Here is a 14,870-nt window from a genome sequence, read left to right on the forward strand (position 1 = left end):
CCCGGCCCGCCCGGAGGCGCGCGGAGTTTCCCGTGACCACGACGTCCGCCCGCGACCGGTCCGGAAACTCGCCGGTCGATTCCGCCGGGCCGGAACGAGAGTCGCCGGCGCGGTTCGCTGTCCGGCCGGTGCTGGCGATCGCGGGAGCCGCCGCGGCGATCCTGCTGGTGCGCGCCGGCCGGTACGACTACTTCGGCGACGAGCTGTACTTCCTGGCGGCCGGGCGGCGGCTGTCGCCCGGCTATGTCGATCAGGGCCCGCTGGTGCCGCTCCTGGCCCACGCCGCCGACCTGATCTCCCCGGGATCCCTTGTGGTGCTCCGGCTTCCGGCGATCCTCGCGACCGCGGCGGCGATCGTCGTGGCGGCGGCGCTGGCCCGCGAGTTCGGCGGCCGCCGCGGGGCGCAGGTCCTCGCCGCGCTGGCGTACGCGACCTGCCCGTTCCTGGTCACCCAGGCCGCCACCCTCTCGACATTCGCCTTCGACACCACCCTCATGGCGACCGTCGTCTGGTTGCTGGTGCGCTGGAACAGGATTCGCGACGACCGCCTGCTCCTCGCCGCCGCCCTGGTGGCCGCCCTCGACGTACAGGTGAAACTGCTGGTGCCGGTGCTGCTCGCCGGTCTCGCCGCGGGCATCGCCGTCTGCGGGCCGCGCGAACTGTTCCGCCGTCCCGCCCTGTGGATCGGCGCGCTGGTGATGGCCGTATCGGCGCTCCCGGGCGTGCTCTGGCAGGTGCGCCACGGCTGGCCACAGCTGGCCATGGGCTCGGTGATCCGCGCCGAACAACAGGCCGCGACCGGCGGAACCGCCGGTCTACCAGTGCAATTGGCGCTGTTGGTCGGTCTGCTGGGTGGGGTCCTCGCGCTTGCGGGACTGTGGGCATCGGCCACGGCGGTACCGCACCGACGTGCGACCTTGCCCCGCATTCTCCCGGCACGCTTTTGGCCGGGATCCCCCAGCGACGGGGCGAACCGTTATCTGGCGGTGGCGATCCTGTGCCAGATTTCGTTCGTGGTGGCGACCGGTACCCGGCCCTACTATCTCGCAGGACTTTTCCCGGTGGTGTTCGCGGCCGGGGCGGTGTGGGTGCTGGGGCTCGGGCGGCGGTGGGTTGCCGCCGCGGGTGGGGTTATGGCAGTGATCTCCGCGGCGATCGTGGTGGTCGTGGTGTTCGCGCTGCCACGGCCGCTCACCGCGCTGGACCGGCCCACCGAGACGCAGAGTCAGTTGTCCACGCGGTTGCGGATGTTCGGGACCAGCGGGTGGGATCGGCTGCGCGCCACGGTCGTATCCGCGTACAGCGTGCTGCCGCCGCCGGAGCGGGAGCGGGCCGTGATCGTCACCCGGACCTATTGGCAGGCAAGCGCTCTCGATCGGCCCGGGATCGGTCTGCCCGCCGTCTACAGCCCCGATCGCGGATTCGCCTACTTCGGAATTCCGCCCGAGACCGCCACCACCGTGCTGTATGTCGCACCGGTGAACGCCGAACCCGCACTGCGCCGGGTGTTTTCCGACGTCCGGCCGGTGGCCCGCCTCGACGACCGGCTCGGTTTCCCCGGCATCGACGGGAAGCTCGCGGTCTGGCGCTGCGACCGTCCCCGCGGCTCCTGGGCCGATGCCTGGCCGGGACTGACCACCAACGTGCTCGACCCGGGCATCTGACGCGCACAAGGAGATTCGATGACGCTCACGACCGACACCACCGGAACAGCCTGGTTCCGGGGCGAGTGGTCGCTGCCGGAACTGATGGAATACAAAGGCGGGCGCGGCATCTCGGTCGTCATCCCGGCGCTCGACGAACAGGACACCGTCGGCGGGGTGATCGCCTCGATCCGTGACCTCGTCGGAACCCTGGTCGACGAACTGGTCGTCGTCGACTCCGGATCGACCGACGCCACCATCGCCCGCGCCCGCGCCGCCGGCGCCACGGCCGTGTACACCCGGGAGGAGGCGCTGCCGTCCCTGCCGCCGCGCCCCGGCAAGGGCGAGGTGCTGTGGCGCTCGCTGGCCGTGACCACCGGCGACATCGTCGTCTTCATCGATTCCGATCTGCGCGAACCCGATCCGCGCTTCGTGCCGTCGCTGGTCGCGCCGCTGCTGGTCGACGACGGGCTGCGGCTGGTGAAGGGCTGCTACCGGCGGCCGCTGGGCGGCGACCCGTCGGGTGACGCCGACGGCGGGGGCCGGGTCACGCAGCTGGTCGCCCGCCCGCTGCTGGCCGCGCTGGCGCCCGAACTGGCCGATGTGGTGCAGCCGCTCGGCGGCGAATACGCCGCCACCCGCGACCTGCTGACCGCCGTGCCGTTCGCGCCGGGCTACGGCGTCGAGATCGGGATCCTGCTCGACACCTGGCGCCGCCACGGCGCGGCGGCCATCGGGCAGGTCGACCTCGGCACGCGGGTGCACCGCAACCGGCCCACCCACGAACTCGCCGTCATGAGCCGACAGATCGTCGCCACCATGCTGGACCGCCTCGGTATCCAGGACTCCGGAATCGGGCTGACCCAGTACCGCCCCGACGGCGCGTGCTGGCGGCGCTACACCACCCCCGTCTCGCTCGAGGATCGTCCCGCCATGGCCGATCTGCTCACCCACCTGCTCGCCCCGTGACACCCCGCGGGGAGTCACGACCCCGCCCCGCCCCCGGAGGACCCACCGTGACCGGACACCACGACCGCGTCGCACAGGCGGCACGCGCGCTACTCCTCGCGCTCGCGTTGGCCGTCCCGCAACTCGCCGAAATCCCCACGGCCGCAGCCCAACCGCCGATCGAGGCGGCCGCGGCGGACGGCTCCCGCCTCGACCACATCCAGCCCGGGCCGGGTCGCGCCCTCGACCTGTACGTCCACTCGGCCGCCATGAACTCCGTGATCCGCTCGCGGGTGCTGCGCGCGGCGGACGAGCAGACGCCCGCGCCGACGCTGTACCTGCTCAACGGGGCCAACGGCGGTATCGACGGCAGCTGGTACGACGAGACCGACGTCGCGGAGTTCTTCCGGGACAAGCAGGTCAACGTCGTCATCCCGATCGGCGGCGCGGGCAGCTACTTCGCCGACTGGCAGGCCGACGACCCCATTTTGGGCCGCCAGCGCTGGTCCACCTTCCTCACCACCGAACTGCCGCCGATCGTCGACGCCGCCCTGAACGGCACCGGCGCCAACGCGATCGCCGGCCTGTCGATGGCGGGCACCTCGGTGTTCCAGCTCGCGATGGCCGCGCCGCGGCTGTACCGGGCGATCGGCTCCTACAGCGGCTGCGTGCGCACGAGCGATCCGCAGGGCCAGGCCATGGTGCAGGCGGTGGTCGCCCGCCAGCGCGGCAACGCCCTGAACATGTGGGGCCCGCTGTCGGATCAGGCCTGGGCCGACCACGATCCGTACCTGCACGCCGACCGGCTGCGCGGCACCGCCGTCTACGTCTCCACCGGCACCGGCGTCCCCGGCGAACTCGACACCCCGCAGGGCACCCGCGGCGATCTGCTCCAGCTCACCTGGCAACTGCTGTTCGGGTCGCCGCTGGAGGCCATGGCGAACGTGTGCACCCAGCAACTCCACGACCGCCTCATACAGCTGAATATCCCCGCCACCTTCGATTTCCGGCCCACCGGAACGCACTCCTGGGGGTACTGGCAGGAGGACCTGCACCGTTCCTGGCCGCTGTTCGAAACCGCACTGAACCGCTCGCTCCGTTAGGTCTCATCGGCGCCCCACCCGCCCGACTGTGGACCGTCATCATCGACACCGCAGCACATTTCGGGCATAGCCGTTGTGTCGTAGCCTGGCCGACCGATAGGCAAGGACCGCGGCGGATCGGCAGGAGCGGAATGGTGGGTGATTCCTTCGGCGGGAGCTCGCGGTACTGGGAACCGCCCTCCGAGCGGATCGCCGACCTGCTGCGGTCCGCCGTGGAAATGGTGCTCGACCATCCGGAGCTGATGTACGAGGCGATGGACGACGCGTCGCTGGCCGCGGCCAGCCCGGCGATCGCCGCCGAACCCGCGCTGGCCGAGGCGGTGCGCGCCTGTGTCCGGGCGAATCTCACCCATTGGTGCGTGGCCAATCTGAATGCCCCCGGAATGCCGGTGGCGCCTAATCTGTCGGCCGAGAACATGAACATCGCCCGCGCGGTGGTGCGGCACGGATTCGACGAAATGCTCGTCACGAATTTCCACGCCGGGCAGAACGCGGCCGTGCGGAAATGGACTCAGCTGGCGTTCTTCGTGAGTCCGGATCCGTACGAGGTGCGGGAATTACTGGACGTCGTCATGGGCTCGATCTTCGCATTCATCGACGACACCCTCGGCGGCGTCTTCGACCTCATCCAGCGCGAGCGCCGGGAACTGGCGTACGTCGATCACACCGAACGGATGGAGACCCTGAATCTCGTTCTCGGCGGGGCGCCGATCAGCGCGGGCCGGGCCGGGGAACGGCTGCGGTACGAATTGGACCGCGCCCATCTGGCGGCGATCGTGTGGAGCGATTCGTATCCCACCGCGCCCGAACCGCTCGAACTGGCGGTCAACGCGCTCGCGCAGGCGTCCGGATCGGTGCAGCCGCTGACGATCGTGCCGAGCCCGTCGACGCTGTGGGTGTGGCTGCCCGCCGAGGAACTACCGCCGCTGACGGAGGTCCGGCGCGCGCTGGCCGCGCCGGGGGTGCGGATGGCGGTCGGCTCGGTGGGCGCGGGCATGGCCGGCTTCCGGCGGGCACACCTGGATGCCGTTGCGGCGCAACGGCTCATGCGGCGGCTGCCGTCGGGGGAGCGGCTGGCCACCTACGACGAGGTCGAGGTCGTCGCGCTGGCCACCGGGGGCGACGAGGAGCGGGCCCGGGAATTCGTCACCCGGACGCTGGGCAACCTGGTGTCCGCCGACGCCGAACTGCGCGAGACCCTGCGCGTCTACCTGCACGAGGGCTCGAATACCGCGCAGACCGCGCGGGCGCTGTTCACCCACCGCAACACCATCGTGCACCGCCTCGACCGGGCGCGGGGCCTGCTGCCGCAGCCGCTGGAACAGCGCCCGCTGCAAGTGGCTCTGGCGCTGGAGATCGTGCGCGTCATCGGGGTGACCGACAGCAACTGAGCCATAGCCGCGGTGCGCCCGCCACGCACCGCACCGGCGATAGTGCACAACGCCGCCGCGCAGCGATGTGCACTTCGGCCTGTTCCCCGTGCGGTACTTCGGGTTAGAGTTTCCCACCGGCGAATTACGCCGCGCAGAAATGTGCCCTCGCATCGTCGAACGGGGAATGTCATGACCATCCATCGCCCGGGCGCGCCGATTTCCGGCCACGGCCGTCGGTGGCCGTTCAGTGAAGTAACACAGAGAAATTCGCCGCAGAATAGTGAATTCTCCCATACGGGAGGCCGGCCGTGACAGTCACCGACGGGATCGGGGGAATTACCGCGGCCGAGATGTCCCCGGGCGCGCCGAATTACCAGACGCTGTCGCGGCGGATCGTGGACGGCCTCGAGCTCGCCGACCTCTCCGACGGGACGCGGCAGGGCCCGGGGGTGCGCGGCGACCTGCTCGCGGTGGTGCGCTGCGTGACGGAGGCGATCGTCACCGCCGCCCGCACGAATACGCGCGTCCCCGACCGGGCGGCGGCGCGGCTCGAGGCGATCGCCGCGCGGTGGGCGGACCGGCAGCTGCCGATCGAGGTGATCCAGCACGCCGTGCACGCCGCCGCCGAGGCCGTCACCGATCTCGTCGTCGGCGATCAGCACGGCTCGGACCTCGTGGCCGGGCTGCACGGGGCGGGCGTCGTGCTGATCGATGCGCTGCGCACGCTGTCGACCGCGGTCGCGCGCGGATACGTCAACGAGGTGCGGGCGATGACCGGCGAGCGGCGGGTCGCCTCGCAGACGCTGGTGTCCGCGTTGCTGACCGGCCGCGTCGACCCGGCGACGGCGCGCCGCAACGGGGTCGATCTCGCCGATACCTATGTGGTGCTGGCGGTGGCGCTGGGTGAGCATCCCGACGAGCAGGACGCGCGCGTCGACGGCAGTGTGGTCGCGCGCCGCAAACTGCGCCGGGTACAGGCCGAACTGGCGCGCGAGCCGGGGGAGCGGGCGCTGTCGCTGCTGAGCGTCGACGGCGGGACCGTGCTGGTCCCGACGACCGGCGACGAGGGGGACGGCACCCTCGACGCGCTGATCGATCGGCTGGGCGAGGCCGCGTCCGCCCCGGTCACGGCGGCCTTCGTGGCGGCGCCGCGCGACCGTATCCCGCGCGCCGCCGATCGCGCGCATCAGCTGCTGGACCTGGCGCTGCGGCTGGGCCGGGGCCCGGGCCTGCACCGGTTCCAGGAGCTGGCCTGCGAGTATCAGCTGGTGCAGCCCGGCCCGGCGAACCGGCACCTGCGGTCACTGCTCGATCCGTTGCAGAACGAGCCCGAACTGCTCGATACCGTCGACGCCTATTTCGCCGCCCAGTGCAAACGGGAATCCGCGGCCCGGCGGCTGGGCATCTCGGTGAGCGCGGTCCGCCGCCGCCTGGAGCGGATCACAGCGCTGACCGGATTGAATCCGGATACGCCCACGGACCTGTGGTATCTGCGGGCGAGTGTCGTCACGCGCATCTTCGATCCGGGGCAGGTCAGCGGCGCACTGTGAACCTTCGGCCTCCGTTCGCGGCCGCACTGGTAGTCGCCACAAAGTGCGGTCGGGGCGGCGGTCCGGGCTGTTAGCGTCGGACCCAGGAGGTGGCCATGGCCGCAGAGCGGCGGTTCGATGTCGACGTGCTGATCGTCGGGTCCGGATTCGGTGGCAGCGTCACGGCGCTGCGGTTGGCGGAGAAGGGATACAGCGTCGCGGTCCTCGAGGCCGGACGCCGCTTCGCCGACGCGGACTTCGCGGCCACGAACTGGGATATGCGCCGCTACCTGTGGGCCCCGTGGCTGAAATGCTATGGGATTCAGCGCATTCACCGGCTGCGGGACTGTTTCATCCTCGCCGGGGCGGGTGTCGGCGGCGGCTCGCTGAACTACGCCAACACCCTCTACAAGCCGGGACCGGCGTTCTTCGGTGACAAACAGTGGGCCGACATCACCGAATGGGACGCCGAACTGAGCCCGCACTACGAGCAGGCGCAGGCGATGCTCGGAGTGGTCCGCAATCCGCACACCACGCCCGCCGACGAGATCATCCGATCGGTCGCCGACGATATGGGCGTCGGCGACACCTACGTGCCGACGCCGGTGGGCGTCTACTTCGGCGAGCCCGGAAAGACCGTGCCGGACCCGTATTTCGGCGGCGTCGGCCCGGACCGCACCGGCTGTGTCGAATGCGGCGAATGCATGACCGGCTGCCGCCACGGCGCGAAGAACACACTCGTCAAGAACTACCTCGGGCTGGCCGAAAAGGCCGGCGCCCGAGTGCATCCGATGACGACGGTGACCGCGCTGCGCCCGCAGCCGGACGGCGGCTGGAAGGTCGACACCCGCCGCACCGGGGCCTGGGTGCGCCGCCGGCCGCGGACGTTCACCGCCCGGCACGTCGTGCTCGCCGCGGGCACGTGGGGAACCCAGCAGCTGCTGTTCCGCATGCGGGATTCCGGTGTGCTGCCGGATCTTTCGCCCCGGCTCGGAGTGCTCACGCGCACCAATTCCGAGGCCATCCTCGGCTCCGGCCGCACCCAGGTCGACCCCGGACTCGATCTCACCGCGGGCGTCGCGATCACCTCGTCGTTCCACCCCACGGCCGACACCCACATCGAGCCGGTGCGGTACGGCAAGGGCTCCAACGCGATGGGGCTGTTGCAGACCTATCTGGTCGACGGCGGCCGCCGGACCCCGCGCTGGGCCCGCGTGTTCGCGACGGCGTTCGCCCACCCGGTCATGACCGTGCGACTGCTGCGCACCCGGCAGTGGAGCGAGCGGACCCTGATCCTGCTGGTCATGCAGAGCCTGGACAATTCGATCACGACCTACACGACGCGCGGCCTGTTCGGCCGCCGCCGCGTCACCAGCAAACAGGGCTACGGCGAACCCAATCCGACGTGGATCCCGCCCGGGCACGAGGTGACCCGCCGGGTCTCCGAGAAGCTCGGCGCCACGCCCGGCAGCACCTGGCCCGACGTCTTCGGCGTGCCGATGACCGCGCACTTCATCGGCGGCTGCGTCATCGGCGACGATCCCGAGCACGGCGTCATCGATCCGTACCACCGCGTCTGGGGCTATCCGACGCTGAGTGTCGTGGACGGATCGGCGATCTCGGCGAACCTCGGCGTCAACCCCTCGCTGACCATCGCGGCCCAGGCCGAGCGCGCGGCGGCCCTGTGGCCCAACCGCGACGAGGCCGACCCCCGCCCACCCATGGGCTCCCCCTACCGCCGCATCCCCCTCGTCCGTCCCCGGAACCCCGCCGTCCCCGCCGAAGCCCCAGCCGCCCTTCGCCTTCCGCTCTACGTGGTCCGGGACTCCGAGAACCAGAGTGGAGACCAATCCGCCTGAGCTGCTACATGTCGTGCTCCCAGCTGCCGCGCGTGTCGACGTCCGCGACGTCCGCCAGCGTCTCCAGCTCCGCGATCTCCTCGTCGGCGAGTTCGATGCCGCGGGCTCGGACCAACCCGTCGATGTGAGCCGCCTTCGTGACCCCGATGATCGGGGTAGTGCCCTTGGCGATGGCCCAGGCGGTGGCAACGTCGGCGGCGGGCGCGCCGCGGTCCGCGCCGATCGCTCCCATCCTTTCGATCAGCGCCTGCAGCCGGGGCAGGATGCCGTTGTACACGGCCGCCCGGCCGCTGCCCTCCGGCAACGGATGGGCCGGGCTGTATCTGCCGGTCAGCGCGCCTTGCTCGAGAACCATGTAGGAAAAGAACCGCACGTCGTGCGCGCGGCAGTGCTCGAGGATGCCCGCGCGCTCGGAACTCCGGTACAGGAGGCTGTAGTGGTTCTGGACCGCCTCCACCCGGAAGCCGGCCTCGCCGAGAATCCGGTCGGCGAGGGCGATCTCCTCCATAGTGTGGTTCGAGACGCCGACATGTTTGATCCTGCCGCGCCGCAGCAGCGGAATCAGGAGAGGAGTCCACCGGGCCACGTCGGCAGGGTTGTGGATCCAATACAGATCCAGGTAGTCCGTGCCCAGGCGGTCGAGGCTCTGCTCCAGCATGTCCGCGACCGGATCGTCGCCGTCGCCCGCGAGCTGCGGGGTGAACTTCGTCGACAGCTGATACTCGGTGCGGGAGAAGCCCTTCAACGCCTGCGCGAGGACCTCCTCCGAGTGGCCCATGCCGTACACCACCGCAGTGTCCCACAGAGTGAACCCGTTCGATTGCGCCTTCTCGACGACCTCTCGCAGGCCGGACGCGGTGAGCCGGCTGCCGAAATAGCCGTCGCCCACCTCGCCGCTGTCTCCCCAGGCCCACGTGCCCAGCGCCACCGCCGGGGTCCTGCTCGTCATATCGCCTACCTCCAGTCTCGTTTCCCGGCACCACCGGGATCGTGTCGGAATGTTCGATCCCCAGCAGACCGCGATGGCCGCCACCGGAGAAGGTCGCGTTCATGGGGGGTATGACCTCGACCCCCCTCGCGCCGTAATCGGTGGCTACCGTGAACGACATGGACCAGCAGCCCGGACATCGCGGCGAAGTCCGGCATTTCCTCGCCAGTCGGCGCGCCAAGATCACCCCGGCACAGGCCGGGCTGCCGACCAACTCCCGTCGCCGGGTCGCCGGGCTGCGGCGTGAGGAGGTCGCCGTCCTGGCAGGGGTGAGCACGGAGTGGTATACGCGGCTGGAGAAGGGGCACATCGGCGGCGTGTCCGAAGACGTTCTCGCCGCGGTCGCTCGCGCTCTGCAACTGGACGACGACGAACGCACCTACCTGTTCGATCTGGCTCGGTCCTCACGGCCCGCGAGTCGCACACCGGCGCGTCGCCGGGACGTCGAGGTCCCGCCTCAGGTGGGGTGGCTGCTCGACTCCATGACGATGTCCTCGGCGTTCGTCCGCAACGGCCGCACGGACGTCGTAGCAAGCAACCCCCTGGCCCGAGCCCTGCACGCGCCGATGTTCGACAGCGCCACCGTCGACCGGCGCGGCCGCCCCAACATCGCCCGCTACGTCTTCCTCGACCCCGGCGCCCGCGACTTCTTCGTCGACTGGGACGCCGCCGGCAACGCCACCGCCGCCCTGCTGCGCGCCGAGGCCGCGCGCGAGCCCAGCGACCGGGCACTGCGCGCACTCATCGGCGAGCTGTGCACCCTCAGCCCCGAATTCCGCGGACTATGGGCCGCCCACGACGTCCTGATCCGCCACGACGGCATCAAACGGCTCCGGCACCCCGACGTCGGCGACCTGGAACTGACCTTCCAGTCCCTCGACCTGCCGCTGTCCGGCCGAGCCGTGCACAACCTGATCACCTACACCGCCGAACCCGGCACCGCCTCCGAAGACCGGCTCACCCTCCTCGCCAGCTGGGCGGCTACGCAATCACGGGCGGCGCGCCAGCCCGAGTGACGGGTTACGGCAAAGGTCATTTCCACGCGAGGGCTTCGCCGAGGATACGGGCGGCGTCGGGGAAGGCCCCCGGTCCCGGGCCGGAGTAGTTGAGGCGCAGGTAGGGGCCCGTAGGTTCGGCGGGAAACCATTCGGTTCCTGCCGCGACTATGACGCCCGCGGCCTCGCAGTCGCGGACCAGTACGTCCAGGTCGGTGGTGTCGGGTAGCCGGACCCAGAGGTTGAGGCCGCCCGCCGGGACCTGGTCCACCTGTGCGGCGGGGACATGGTCGCGCAGGGCTCCGACGAGTAGATCGCGGCGCGAGAGGAGCTGTCGGCGGACCGTGCGCAGGTGGGTCCGCCAGGCGGGCTGGGTGACGACGTCGAGGGCTACCGCCTGCAGGACGCCGCTGACATACATGGATTCGGCCTGGACGTCGGCGAGGATGCGCTCGCGGGCGGGGCCGCGCGCGATCATGCCCGCGACGCGCACGGCCGGCGACACGCTCTTGGTCAGCGAGCGCAGATAGACCACGTGCCCGCCGTCGTCGCGCGCGGCGAGCGGGGCCGGATCGGCGGTGAGCGCGAGATCGTGCGCCCAGTCGTCCTCGATCAGGAACGCGCCGTGCCGGCGGACGGTGTCGAGCACCTCGTCGGCCAGCGACGAATTCCAGTGCGCGCCGGTAGGATTCGCGAAGGTGGGCTGGGCATAGAACGCTCGCGCCCCGGTGCGCTCGAAGGCGCGCGACAGCTCCGCCGGATCCGGGCCGTGCATACCGCTGGGCACGGGCACGATCTGTACCCCCGCCTGATGGGCGGCCAGGATCGCGCCCCAGTAGGTGGGCGACTCCATGAGCAGGGGACGCCCCGAGCCCACCAGCGCGCGGAAGGCGGTATTGAGCCCGCTCTGACTGCCCGGCAGGATCACCGCGTCGCCCGGCGCGGGCGGTGCCACACCCGCCGGGGCGGCCGCGCCGAGTTCGGTGGCGAACCACGCCTGCAACTCCGGCAGGCCCGCGGCCGGCGGCCTGGCCGTGACCGCCGCGCCGCGAGCCGCGCGCGTGAAGGCGGCGCGAACCAGGCGCTCCGGCAACAACTCTCGATCGGGATAGCCCGAATGCAGGGCGATCACATCGTTCGGCGCGGTGCGCAAGGCAGTCGACAGCCGCGCGCCCCGGACGCGCGGCGATCCGAGCGCGGCCGTCTGCCAGCCGTAGTCGTGCGGGCGGGCGATGCTTACCGCGCGCACGAAAGTGCCTACGCCGGGCCGACTCTCGATCATTCCCTGCGCGGTCAGTGTCCGCAGCGCCTTCTGCACCGTGACCGGGCTCGCGCCGTACCGGGTGACCAGTGTCCGGGTCGAGGGCAGCTGGGCGCCGGGCGCAGCGGTGGCGATCCAGTCGCGCAACGCGGCGACGACACCACCGCGCCGGCCGGTCACAGCGCCGTCGTGATCGCCCTGCTGCCCGCCGCGACCGCCGTGACGGCCGTGCTGCGCGGGCACGAGCGGCCGCCGTCGTCTTCGCGGCGGTGCAGGGCGACGGGCTGGGCGGGTTGCGCCCGTCGGATCTGCTGTTGTTCGGCGCGGTCGTCGCGGCCGCGATCGGCTATGCCGAGGGCGGGCTGCTGGCCCGCGAACTCGGCGCCTGGCAGACGGTGTCCTGGGCGCTGGTCCTCGCCGCGCCGCTGATGATCGCCCTCACGGTCGCCTCGGCGCTGCGGCACCACCCGGGCGGTGGCCCGTCCGCGTGGTTCGCCTTCGCCTACCTGGCGGTGGTCAGCATGTATCTCGGCTTCTTCGCCTGGTACCGCGGTCTGGCGATCGGGCCGATGTCGCGGGTCAGCCAGGTTCAGCTGGTCCAGCCCGTGCTGACCATCGGCTGGGCAGCGCTACTCCTGCACGAGGATCTCACCTGGCCCACGGTCGTCGGCGGCCTCGCCGTGATCGCCTGCGCCGCCACCACGGTCCGCGCCCGCGTACGGACGAAAAGCGTTCGGGTGGAGCGGGATTCGTGACGGTCAGAAGCGGAAGACCGCTCCCGCGCCCTCCTGAACGCAGCTGCTGGCGAAGGTGTGCTGATACTCGACCGGGCGGCCGTGCCGGGCGCCGGTGGCCGTGACGGTGACCGGATCCCAGATCATCGTGCACATGGTGTGGGAATCCTGGGTGGCGAGGGCGTCGAGGTCGCCGTCGGTGGCGGCCAGTTCCTGGCAGGCGGCGTCGGCATCGGGGTGGGATCCACCGGACGGGTCGCAGGTCAGCGTGACCTCCCGCACCGCGGGCGCACCACCTTCGCCGCGTGCCACCGACAGGGTGAGCTGCGTGTCCGGTCCCGGATCGGCGCCGGCCGGGACGGCGAGCGCGGCGCTCGCGAGAAGTACGCCGGACGCGGTGAGCAGGGTTCGGAACGAGACGCGCATACGAGTGTGTCTTCCGCGCGGGCCCCGGCGTTACGCTGGGCACCCGGCCCGGCTTGGTAATCGACATGCCACGTGTTTGCCTTGTGGGCGTGTTGTCGAGGGTGATTCGGGTCGGTGCCGGTGTGATCGCGTGGATCGCGACGCTGACGGGGGCGGCCGGGATCGCCTTGCATTTCAGCAGGCTGGGCTCGCGGGTCGTCGTACTGGCCGCGTCCGGTGCGCCGTATCTGATGGGCGCGGCGCTGATCGGGGTCGTGGGGTTCGCGGCACTGCGGAGCTGGCGCAGCGCGGCGGTGGCGGTCGTGGTCGCGGTGATCGGCGCGTGGATCGTGGTCCCGCTGTATATCGAACGGTCCGGTAGCGGCGACGGTCCCGAGCTGACCGTCATGCAGTCCAATCTCCTGTTCGACGGCGCGGATCCCGCCGCGGTCGTCGACGAGGTGCGCGCACGGAACATCAGCCTGCTGACCGTGAACGAACTCACCCCGGCGGCGGTGGCGGGCCTCGGTCGGGCCGGACTCGACGGGCTGCTGCCCTTCCGCCATCTCTCCCCGGGACGGACCGGGGCGGGGACCGGGATCTGGAGTGCCTACCCGCTGTCGGACACCGTCGAGTACGACGGGTTCGTCCTCAACCAGCTGTCGGCGACGGCGACCGTGCCGGGCGCCGGACCGGTGACGGTGTACGCCTTCCATCCGGTGCCGCCGGTCTTCGGCACCCAGGTCTGGAGCGACGAGCTGTCCCGGCTGCACGCCATCATCGACCGCGCGCCGCGGGACCGTCCGGTGATCGTGGGGGCGGATTTCAACGCCACCTACGACCACGCGCAATTCCGTGCGATGCTGTCCGGCCGCTACGCCGACGCCGCCGAACAGGCGGGTGCCGGATACCTCGCCACCTATCCCACCGACAAACGCTGGCCACCGCTGGTCGGCATCGACCACATCCTGCTCTCCCGGGGCCACGCCGCGACGGTCGAGACGGCGAGAATTCCCGGTGCCGACCACCGCGCCCTGATAGCGCGCGTCCGGCTGGATAGCGAACGGTGACTCAGGGAGTCGCGGTGCGCGCGTCGGGATCGAAGGCGCCGGGCACCTCGTAGATCTGCCCGGTGAACGTCGCCGCGAACAGCCGTCCCGCGGAGAAGCCGCCGGTGCCGCGGCCGTAGCTGACGACGCTGGTGAGACCGCTGCCCGTGCCGAGGAGGCAGTAGGTGTTCGGCGCGTCGATGCGGACGATCCGGCCGGACGGGTTGAGCGGCACGACCGGCCGGTCCAGCGAATCCAGGGTCAGCCCGTCCGGTGCGGCGGTGCTGTCGGCCCCGCCGAGATCGAGGAGCGATTGCGGAGCGCCCGGTGCGGCGATCGGGATCCGGCTGACGCCAGGATTCGCGAAAGTGCGTGATACGTACAGGTATTGGTCCCCGGAGCCAAGGACCGCGCCGTTGGCGCTGGGCAGCTGCGCCCAGTCGGCCTGGACCGCGCCGTTCGGGGCGACCCGGCCGACGAGGCTGCCGAAGTCGTTGGTTGCGTAGACGGTGCCGTCGGCGGCGACATCCATCCCGTTGGCGGCGCTGAGACCCGCGGCGAACGGCAGCGGCGCGCCCGTCTCGGGGTCCAGCCGCACGATTCCCGCCTGCCGCAGCGCGTCTCCGGCGAGTACCCGGGCGTCGGCGCCGTACCCGGCCAGCAGCGAGCCGTCGGGCGCCCAGGCGAGCGCGCCGGCGCCGCCGCTGGGGACGGTCGCGATCGGGACCGCGGGGGCGCCGGGGGCGTCGATCCGGAATATCCGGCCCGTGGTGATGTCGGTGGTGTAGGCGCGGCCGCCGGCGTCGACCGTCAGTCCCTCCAGCGCGGCGCCGGGGACCGACGCGACCGGGATCGTCGCCTGCCCCGCACCCGGGCAGACCGCCTCGGCCTGCGCGGAGGGGGCCGCGACGGCGCTCGTCGCACCCGCGAGGACCAGCGAGGCAAGGGCCGTGATCACTTTCCGCATGCCGTCCATCACACAC

The 14,870-nt window shown here is 71.4% G+C and carries 12 protein-coding genes and 1 pseudogene; 9 read left to right on the top strand and 4 right to left on the bottom strand.

Annotated elements, in window-relative coordinates:
- Positions 1 to 32 precede the first annotated feature (32 nt).
- The 6 genes from ON41_RS32515 to ON41_RS32540 all read left to right on the top strand — a co-directional run bounded on the left by ON41_RS32515 (position 33) and on the right by ON41_RS32540 (position 8,455).
- The gene (locus ON41_RS32515) at positions 33 to 1,664 is read left to right on the top strand and encodes a glycosyltransferase family 39 protein (protein ID WP_051163003.1); all 1,632 of its coding nucleotides are present in this window, start codon (positions 33 to 35) and stop codon (positions 1,662 to 1,664) included.
- Positions 1,665 to 1,682: 18 nt separating this feature from the next.
- Entirely contained in the window at positions 1,683 to 2,612 is a 930-nt protein-coding gene (locus ON41_RS32520; RefSeq protein ID WP_040752039.1) for a glucosyl-3-phosphoglycerate synthase, read from the top strand.
- A 47-nt stretch (positions 2,613 to 2,659) separates the two neighbouring features.
- On the top strand, positions 2,660 to 3,694 hold the full coding sequence (locus ON41_RS32525) for an alpha/beta hydrolase (protein ID WP_040752040.1): 1,035 nt from the start codon (positions 2,660 to 2,662) through the stop codon (positions 3,692 to 3,694).
- 131 nt (positions 3,695 to 3,825) lie between these two features.
- A complete protein-coding gene (locus ON41_RS32530) occupies positions 3,826 to 5,085 on the top strand; it encodes a PucR family transcriptional regulator (RefSeq protein ID WP_051163006.1) in 1,260 nt (419 codons plus the stop codon).
- 290 nt (positions 5,086 to 5,375) lie between these two features.
- Positions 5,376 to 6,617 carry a PucR family transcriptional regulator gene (locus tag ON41_RS32535; protein WP_157185709.1) on the top strand — a complete coding sequence of 414 codons (1,242 nt, stop codon included), beginning with the start codon at positions 5,376 to 5,378 and terminating at the stop codon, positions 6,615 to 6,617.
- A 95-nt stretch (positions 6,618 to 6,712) separates the two neighbouring features.
- Positions 6,713 to 8,455, top strand: coding sequence for an FAD-dependent oxidoreductase (locus ON41_RS32540; RefSeq protein ID WP_040752041.1), 1,743 nt, complete (start codon positions 6,713 to 6,715; stop codon positions 8,453 to 8,455).
- Positions 8,456 to 8,459: 4 nt separating this feature from the next.
- On the opposite strand, the gene ON41_RS32545 is transcribed toward ON41_RS32540, so the two are convergent.
- Positions 8,460 to 9,404: an aldo/keto reductase gene (locus tag ON41_RS32545; protein ID WP_040752042.1), complete on the bottom strand. Its 945-nt coding sequence runs from the start codon at positions 9,402 to 9,404 to the stop codon at positions 8,460 to 8,462.
- A 158-nt stretch (positions 9,405 to 9,562) separates the two neighbouring features.
- On the opposite strand from ON41_RS32545, the gene ON41_RS32550 reads away from it, so the two are divergent.
- Complete coding sequence (locus ON41_RS32550) at positions 9,563 to 10,459, top strand: helix-turn-helix transcriptional regulator (protein ID WP_040752043.1); 897 nt, start codon at positions 9,563 to 9,565, stop codon at positions 10,457 to 10,459.
- A gap of 16 nt (positions 10,460 to 10,475) precedes the next feature.
- On the opposite strand, the gene ON41_RS32555 is transcribed toward ON41_RS32550, so the two are convergent.
- Positions 10,476 to 11,879, bottom strand: a complete 1,404-nt coding sequence (locus ON41_RS32555) for an aminotransferase-like domain-containing protein (RefSeq protein WP_040752044.1) — start codon at positions 11,877 to 11,879, stop codon at positions 10,476 to 10,478.
- On the opposite strand from ON41_RS32555, the pseudogene ON41_RS32560 reads away from it, so the two are divergent.
- A pseudogene (locus ON41_RS32560) lies at positions 11,763 to 12,454 on the top strand (DMT family transporter); the annotation flags it as partial. The gene ON41_RS32555 and the pseudogene ON41_RS32560 sit on opposite strands and share 117 nt — an antisense overlap.
- Positions 12,455 to 12,457: 3 nt before the next feature.
- On the opposite strand, the gene ON41_RS32565 reads toward ON41_RS32560, so the two are convergent.
- Complete coding sequence (locus ON41_RS32565) at positions 12,458 to 12,859, bottom strand: SSI family serine proteinase inhibitor (RefSeq protein WP_040752045.1); 402 nt, start codon at positions 12,857 to 12,859, stop codon at positions 12,458 to 12,460.
- A 122-nt stretch (positions 12,860 to 12,981) separates the two neighbouring features.
- Between ON41_RS32565 and ON41_RS32570 the strand changes: the two genes are divergently transcribed.
- On the top strand, positions 12,982 to 13,908 hold the full coding sequence (locus ON41_RS32570; RefSeq protein ID WP_246829645.1) for an endonuclease/exonuclease/phosphatase family protein: 927 nt from the start codon (positions 12,982 to 12,984) through the stop codon (positions 13,906 to 13,908).
- Between the two features lies 1 nt (position 13,909).
- Here the strand turns inward: ON41_RS32570 and ON41_RS32575 are convergent, their stop codons facing one another.
- The gene (locus ON41_RS32575) at positions 13,910 to 14,863 is read right to left on the bottom strand and encodes an SMP-30/gluconolactonase/LRE family protein (RefSeq protein ID WP_040752047.1); all 954 of its coding nucleotides are present in this window, start codon (positions 14,861 to 14,863) and stop codon (positions 13,910 to 13,912) included.
- Positions 14,864 to 14,870: the final 7 nt, after the last annotated feature.

Origin of the sequence: Nocardia transvalensis NBRC 15921 (assembly GCF_000308875.1) — a bacterium.
GTDB classification, from domain to species: Bacteria; Actinomycetota; Actinomycetes; order Mycobacteriales; family Mycobacteriaceae; genus Nocardia; species Nocardia transvalensis.